This window comes from Amycolatopsis circi, assembly GCF_003385235.1.
In the GTDB taxonomy this organism is placed as follows: domain Bacteria; phylum Actinomycetota; class Actinomycetes; order Mycobacteriales; family Pseudonocardiaceae; genus Amycolatopsis; species Amycolatopsis circi.
Window position 1 is genome coordinate 1 of record NZ_PQIA01000247.1, and the last position, 5892, is coordinate 5892.

The window sequence follows — 5892 nt, forward strand, 5'->3', positions numbered from 1 at the left end:
GAATTGCGGCGGCTGGACGCGGAGGGTTCGGCCGCCGGAGCGGCGGGAGGTGGACAGCTGGGGTGAGTCGTCGCGGTGGCGGCCGGGCTGGCCGGGGCGGGTTGGGGCCTCCAAGCGGGCTCGCCAGTGGGGGCGAGACGAGGAGCGCAGGCGGAGTGCGTGCCGGAGAACGCATCGAGGCGAGCGGGGCTCCCGCCGAATGCCGCGGGAGCCCCGGAGAGCCCGGAGAGCCTTACTGCGCCGTGAACCCGCCGTCGACCAGGATTTCCACTCCGGTCACGTATGAGGATTCCGCGGAAGCCAGGAAGAGGATCACGTCCGCGACCTCTTGGACCTCGCCGGTCCGGCCCATCGGGACGCCCTCTACCTGCTTCGCTCGCCATACCGGGTCGGTGGAGCCGCGGGAGGTGCGCATCGGCGGGAGCAGGCCGGGCGCGACCGCGTTGACTCGGATGCCTTCGCCGGCATAGTGGACGGACGCGGTGGTCGTCATCGCCTTGATCGCGCCCTTCGAAGCGGCATACCCCAGGTGCACGCCGACCTGGCCGATCGAGGCGGAGATCGACGTCAGGTTCACGATCGAACCGCCACCTCGGCCGGACATCGCGGCGGTGCCGTGTTTGATGCCCAGGAACACCCCGCGGGCGTTGACCTGCAGCAGGCGGTCGTAGAACGCCGTACTGGTGAGGTTTGGGTCGAAGGTGCCGCTGATACCGGCGTTGTTGACCAGCACGTCGAGCTTCCCGTGCTGGTCCAGGACGTCGGCGATCGCGGTCGTCCAGGAGTCCTCGTCGGTGACGTCCAGGCGGCGGTATTCGGCTTGGCCGCCGTTGGCGCGGATTTCCTCGGCCACGGCGGTGCCGTCAGCGTCTTCGACGTCGGTGACGACGACTGTCGCTCCTTCACGTGCGAAGGTGAGGGCGGCCGCCCGGCCCATTCCGCTCGAAGCGCCGGTGATCAGGGTGACCTTGTCGGCCAATCGCATATGGGGTGCCCTTTCGCTGGTGGGGACCCCAGTCTGACTCCGGGCCGGGCGAGGGGCCGAATCAGGCCAGTTCCGCGGAGACGACCGACGAAAGGTCACGCAGCGCGTCCAGCAGCGCGTCGAGCGCGTCGGGGCTGACCAGGACGGTGCTGACCATGCTGCTCTCCCGGACGCCCTCGCGGACGTCGACGGACAGCTCGTGGATCAGCTTCCCGTGCTGGGTCAGCGTGGCGACCAGGCAGGGGATCTGGTCGATGCCGCCGACGAAATAGGTCGCGATCCGGCGGCGGACCAGCATGGCCGGGGCGGAGGTGTACGGGGCGGTGGAAAAGGTGCTCAAGGACATGGCGTTTCTCCGGGAAGAGAGGGTCTGGCGGGAAAGGGGCCAGGTCCCGAAGAAGAAAAACGGCGTACGCCGGCATGCGCGCCGGCAGCCTGGTTCAGCCGGCGCGCTGGGTTACGAGTCGCTCGGACTTCATGAGGCGCAGCACGGCGACAGGCTAACATGCCGAAGCGAGAAGGCAAACCAATCCACAATGGACAGAAGGCTCGGCCGGGTTCGGTCCACGGTCGCAGCTTGCGCGGCAAGGTGGCCGCACGCAGGGCGACCTCCACTTCCAGCCGGTGTTCGGCGAGCGGCCGTCCTTGCGGACGCGATAGTGGACGGTGTTCTTGTGCGGGTGCAGCGGGCGGCGGCGCGCGTGTGAGCTGCCGTCGGTGTCGAGGAAGACCCGCAGCTGCTCGGTGCCCGGATCGTCGGCGACGATGTCTCGCGGCGCGGGCATTGCGGTATCTGCGGCGGTGAGGACTACCCGATCAGGACACCCGGGTTCAGGATCCCGGCTGGGTCGAGGGCGTCCTTCGCCGCGGACAGGGCGGCGGCGAACGGGTCCGGGCGCTGCCGGTCGTACCACGGACGGTGGTCGCGGCCGACCGAGTGATGGTGGGTGATCGTGCCGCCGTTGGCCAGGATCGCTTCGGACACCGCGGTTTTCAGCTCGTCCCACTGTGCGACGGTGCTGCCCCATCGGCCGGTCGCGTAGCTGCCGTAGTACGGCGCGGGGCCGTCCGGGTAGACGTGGGTGAATCGGCAGGTCACCACGCCTGCGCCGCAGACCTCGGCGATCGCTGCGTTCGCGGCCGTCGTGACTGCGTTGTGCAGGGACTCGAACGCGTCCCAGGTGCAGGCGGTCTCGAAAGTCTCCACCACCATCGACCTGCGGGCGAGCGCGTCGCGCTGGTACGGCATCCGCAGGAACGCGGATCGCCATGCTGAACCGGATTCGCCGCGGCGGGCGGTGACTGTGCCGCCGTGGTCCGCGGTGAGTTCGAGCGCGCGGTCCAGCCAGGCGTCCACCGGATGGTCGGCGGACTCGAACGCCAGCAGCAGCAAGCCATCCGTCTGGACGCCGGTGTTGAGGAACGCTTCGGCGGCGTCGAGGAGTCGGCAGTTCGCCGGGTACAGGCCGGATTGGGAGATCGCCCGGGTCGCTCGTACTGCGTCGGCGTACTTGGTGAAGCTCACTGACGCTTTCGCCTGCCAGCGCGGACGTTCCTGCAGCCGCATCCAGGCTTCGGTGATCACGCCCAGTGCGCCTTCCGAGCCGAGGAACAACCGATCCGGCGACGGTCCGGCCCCCGAACCGGGCAACCGTCGCGACTCGCTCACGCCGGCTGGGGTCACGACGCGCAGGGATTCGGTGAGGTCGTCGATGTGCGTGGCCAGCGTGGCGAAGTGGCCGCCGGCGCGGGTCGCCAGCCAGCCGCCGAGCGTCGAATGCGTGAAGGACTGGGGGTAGTGCCGCAACGTCAAACCGTGCGGGCGGAGCTGGTCTTCCAGTGCTGGTCCGTAGACCCCGGCCTGGATCCGCGCGGCGCGGCTCGGCTGGTCGATCTCCACGACCTGGTCGAGGCGACCGAGGTCCAGCGACACCGCGGGCGCGGGGAACCGCGGCTCGATACCGCCGACGACGGAACTGCCGCCGCCGTAAGGGATTACCGGCGTGCCGTCGGTGGAACACCAGTCCAGGAGGTCGAGCACGTCCTGCTCGGACTCCGGCCGCGCGACGACGTCCGGCACCGCTTCGACACGCCCTTCCAGGTTGCGTACGACGTCGCGGAACGCCTTGCCTCGCGCGTGCGACAGCCGGTCGGTCTGGTCGGTCGAGCACAGCCGGGCCAGTGCGGCGGGCGGGCGGAGCCGGGATGGCGGTACCGGCAGGTCGTTCGGCGAGGGCGGAGCGTGGTCGGTGAAGTCGTGGGCGGGAAGGAAGGCGGACGTGCGCGTGACCAGCGCTTCCGACTCTTCGGCGGTCAGCGCCTCCTCGGTGTCGCCCCAACCCCACCAGGACCGTGTCATCCGACTGCTCCCTCCCGAAGTGACCCCAGGGTAACTTACTCTAGGGTAATAGGCACTGAGGAGGAAAGATGAGCGTGCTGACCGCTGCCGCGCCGTTCGTGGTCAACCGGGTGCTTCCCCGCTTCGACCAGCGGATCGAGGAGTCCGCGAAGCCGTTCGACCGGCCCGGCCTGCTGCGGCCGCATCCGGACTCGCGGACCTGGGCATGGACGCATTACGGCGTCTTCGTGCCGCAACTGCCGCGGCCGCATCGCTACCTCAACACCATGACGCTGATCGGCAGCACCGGCACCGTCTGTTTCGACAACGACTACCTCGCGACCTCGGATGCCCGTCGCACGACGACCGTTCTCTCGTCTACCGCCGCGCCTGGGCATCATCACTATCAGGCCTACGATTCTCACGCTGAATGCCGGTTCGCGGAGGACGGTTCGCGGCTGGAATGGGATTCGGATCTGGCTATCGAAGCGGCGCATCCGTCGTATCAGGTGCATGCGCGTTACGACGGCTTCTCGGCGGACTTGGCGATCACCGCGACGTCGCAGGTGTCGTGGTTCGTGCGGAATCCGGCTTACGACCACTTGAGTCTGCTTGCCACCTTCAGCGGGATGATCACGGACGACGCCGGCGAGACTGAAATCGGCGGTCTCTGCACTGTTGAGTACGCGCGATCGCTTTCACCGCAAGCACTTCGACGTTCACCATTGCCGCCCCGGTTCAAGTTGCCGATCGACTTCTTCACCTATCAGATCATCAATCTCGACGACCGGACGCAGCTGCTGCTGACCGACGTCCGGGCGGCGGGAGCGACAGCTTGTCGGCTCGCGCATCTCCGCACGCTTGACGGCGACGCGGCGGTATTCCGGGACGTGCAGGTTGAGGTGGAGCATCGGGCTGAGCCGGAGGTTGATCCGCGGGGGCGCGAGATGCGGGTGCCGGAGCGGTTCCGGTGGACGGTGCGGGATGGCGCGGAGGAGGTCGTCGCGTTGGAGGTGATTGTGGACAGTCCATTGCGGTATGGGCACGGGCGCGGATATGTCGGCGCGTACACGTATTCCGGCGCGTTTCGGCGGCGGCCGGTGTCGGGGAGCGGATACTTCGAGTGGGTGGACTGCGAAGTCAGCCGCGCAGGGAGGTGAGGATGCGGGCGCAGCGTTGAGTGGTGATTTCGGCGGGTTCCTCGGGGTGCTCCAGCCACCAGTTGACGGTCGCGGCGACCGCGCCGTACCAGATGCGGGCGAACAGCGAGGCGTCGGCGGGGTCCAGGAAACCGGCTGAGGACAAGGCTTCCTGGGTGCCTTCCGCGCCGAGCGTCGACAGTTTGCGGCGGTAGGAGCGGGCGGCTTCGTCCACTGCGGAGTTCGGCGGCAGCGTGGGGTCCCAGAGGACTGCCCAGTCCAGGCGGCGAGGTTCCAGGGTGCGGAAGATCGCTTCGAGAGTGCCTAGGGCTCGGGTCAGGCCGGTGCCGGTTTGGGCTTCGGTTACGGCGTCGACCAGCGGGGCCGCGCCTCGGTGCAGGCAGGCCAGGTAGAGGCCGTCTTTGGACTCGAAGTAGCCGTAGACCAGGGGTTTGGAAATTTCCGCCCGGCGCGCGATGGCGGCTACTGAGGCGTGGGCGTAGCCCTGGGTGCCGAACTCCTGGACGGCGGCGTCGAGGATCAGCCGCTCCCGCTCGGGTCGCGGCATTCCTTTGCTGCCTGCCGAATTCGCCACGGGTTCAGCATAGCCGATCCGGGTCGCGAGTTGCTTAGGTCCATTGTGGACTCTGCGGCGCGGGGGTCGGGTAGGCTGCTCGCACGGGTTCTTCGCGAGACAGGGGAGTGTCGCTGTGTCTACTCATCATCTTGTGACTGACGGCGCGGACATCGTTTACGACGTGCATAACCAGCCGCTCGGGGAGAGGGCTCGGCCGTTGGTGATGATCGGGCAGCCGATGGACGCCAGCGGGTTCAGTACGCTCGTGTCGTTGTTTCCGGAGCGGACTGTGGTTACTTATGACCCGCGGGGGCTGGGGCGCAGTACTCGGTCTGATGGGGCTACGGAGAATCGGCCTGAGGTTCAGGCTGGGGACGTGCATGCGGTGATCGGGGCTCTTGGGGTGGGGCCGGTCGATGTGTTCGCCAGCAGTGGTGGGGCGGTTACCGCGTTGGCGTTGGTGGCGGGGTATCCCGAGGACGTGGTGACCTTGGTTGCGCATGAGCCGCCTGTTATTTCGGTGTTGCCGGATGTCGAGGCTGCTGCTCGGGCTTGTGATGCGGTGACTGAGGTTTATTTGGATCGGGGGTGGGGGTATGGGATGGCTGCGTTTATCGCGATGACTAGTTGGGTGGGGGAGTTTACCGAGGAGTTTTTTGCGCAGCCGGTGGCTGATCCGGTTCAGTTTGGGATGCCTGCTGAGGATGACGGCAGGCGGGATGATCCGTTGTTGTCTGAGCGGTCTCGGCCGGTTATTGATTATGTGCCGGATGTTGCTGCGGTGCGGGCTGCTGGGACTCGGGTTGTTGTGGCGGTGGGGGAGGAGACTGGGGATACGTTTACGGGGCGGACT

6 protein-coding genes are annotated in these 5892 nt (G+C 67.7%); 2 read left to right on the forward strand and 4 right to left on the reverse strand.

Annotated features, from left to right (window positions below; translation table 11 throughout):
- Positions 1-232 precede the first annotated feature (232 nt).
- From D0D37_RS45475 to D0D37_RS45490, 3 genes are all read right to left on the reverse strand, one after another.
- Positions 233-985 carry an SDR family NAD(P)-dependent oxidoreductase gene (locus D0D37_RS45475; protein WP_116206764.1) on the reverse strand — a complete coding sequence of 251 codons (753 nt, stop codon included), beginning with the start codon at positions 983-985 and terminating at the stop codon, positions 233-235.
- A 61-nt stretch (positions 986-1046) separates the two neighbouring features.
- Positions 1047-1331, reverse strand: a complete 285-nt coding sequence (locus D0D37_RS45480) for a hypothetical protein (protein WP_116206765.1) — start codon at positions 1329-1331, stop codon at positions 1047-1049.
- Between the two features lie 462 nt (positions 1332-1793).
- Entirely contained in the window at positions 1794-3344 is a 1551-nt protein-coding gene (locus D0D37_RS45490; RefSeq protein ID WP_116206766.1) for an FAD-binding oxidoreductase, read from the reverse strand.
- Between the two features lie 68 nt (positions 3345-3412).
- Between D0D37_RS45490 and D0D37_RS45495 the strand changes: the two genes are divergently transcribed.
- Entirely contained in the window at positions 3413-4483 is a 1071-nt protein-coding gene (locus tag D0D37_RS45495) for a DUF6670 family protein (protein ID WP_116206767.1), read from the forward strand.
- On the opposite strand, the gene D0D37_RS45500 is transcribed toward D0D37_RS45495, so the two are convergent.
- Positions 4464-5057, reverse strand: a complete 594-nt coding sequence (locus D0D37_RS45500; RefSeq protein ID WP_244223912.1) for a TetR/AcrR family transcriptional regulator — start codon at positions 5055-5057, stop codon at positions 4464-4466. The two genes, D0D37_RS45495 and D0D37_RS45500, sit on opposite strands and share 20 nt — an antisense overlap.
- A 220-nt stretch (positions 5058-5277) precedes the next feature.
- Between D0D37_RS45500 and D0D37_RS45505 the strand changes: the two genes are divergently transcribed.
- A partial coding sequence (locus D0D37_RS45505) for an alpha/beta fold hydrolase (protein WP_341868018.1) occupies positions 5278-5892 on the forward strand: 615 nt, incomplete at its 3' end.

Coding starts and splice junctions, on each gene's coding strand:
- D0D37_RS45475 (WP_116206764.1), bottom strand. CDS start 985: ATGCGATTGGCCGACAAGGTCACCCTGATCACCGGCGCTTCGAGCGGA.
- D0D37_RS45490 (WP_116206766.1), bottom strand. CDS start 3,344: ATGACACGGTCCTGGTGGGGTTGGGGCGACACCGAGGAGGCGCTGACC.
- D0D37_RS45495 (WP_116206767.1), top strand. CDS start 3,413: ATGAGCGTGCTGACCGCTGCCGCGCCGTTCGTGGTCAACCGGGTGCTT.
- D0D37_RS45480 (WP_116206765.1), bottom strand. CDS start 1,331: ATGTCCTTGAGCACCTTTTCCACCGCCCCGTACACCTCCGCCCCGGCC.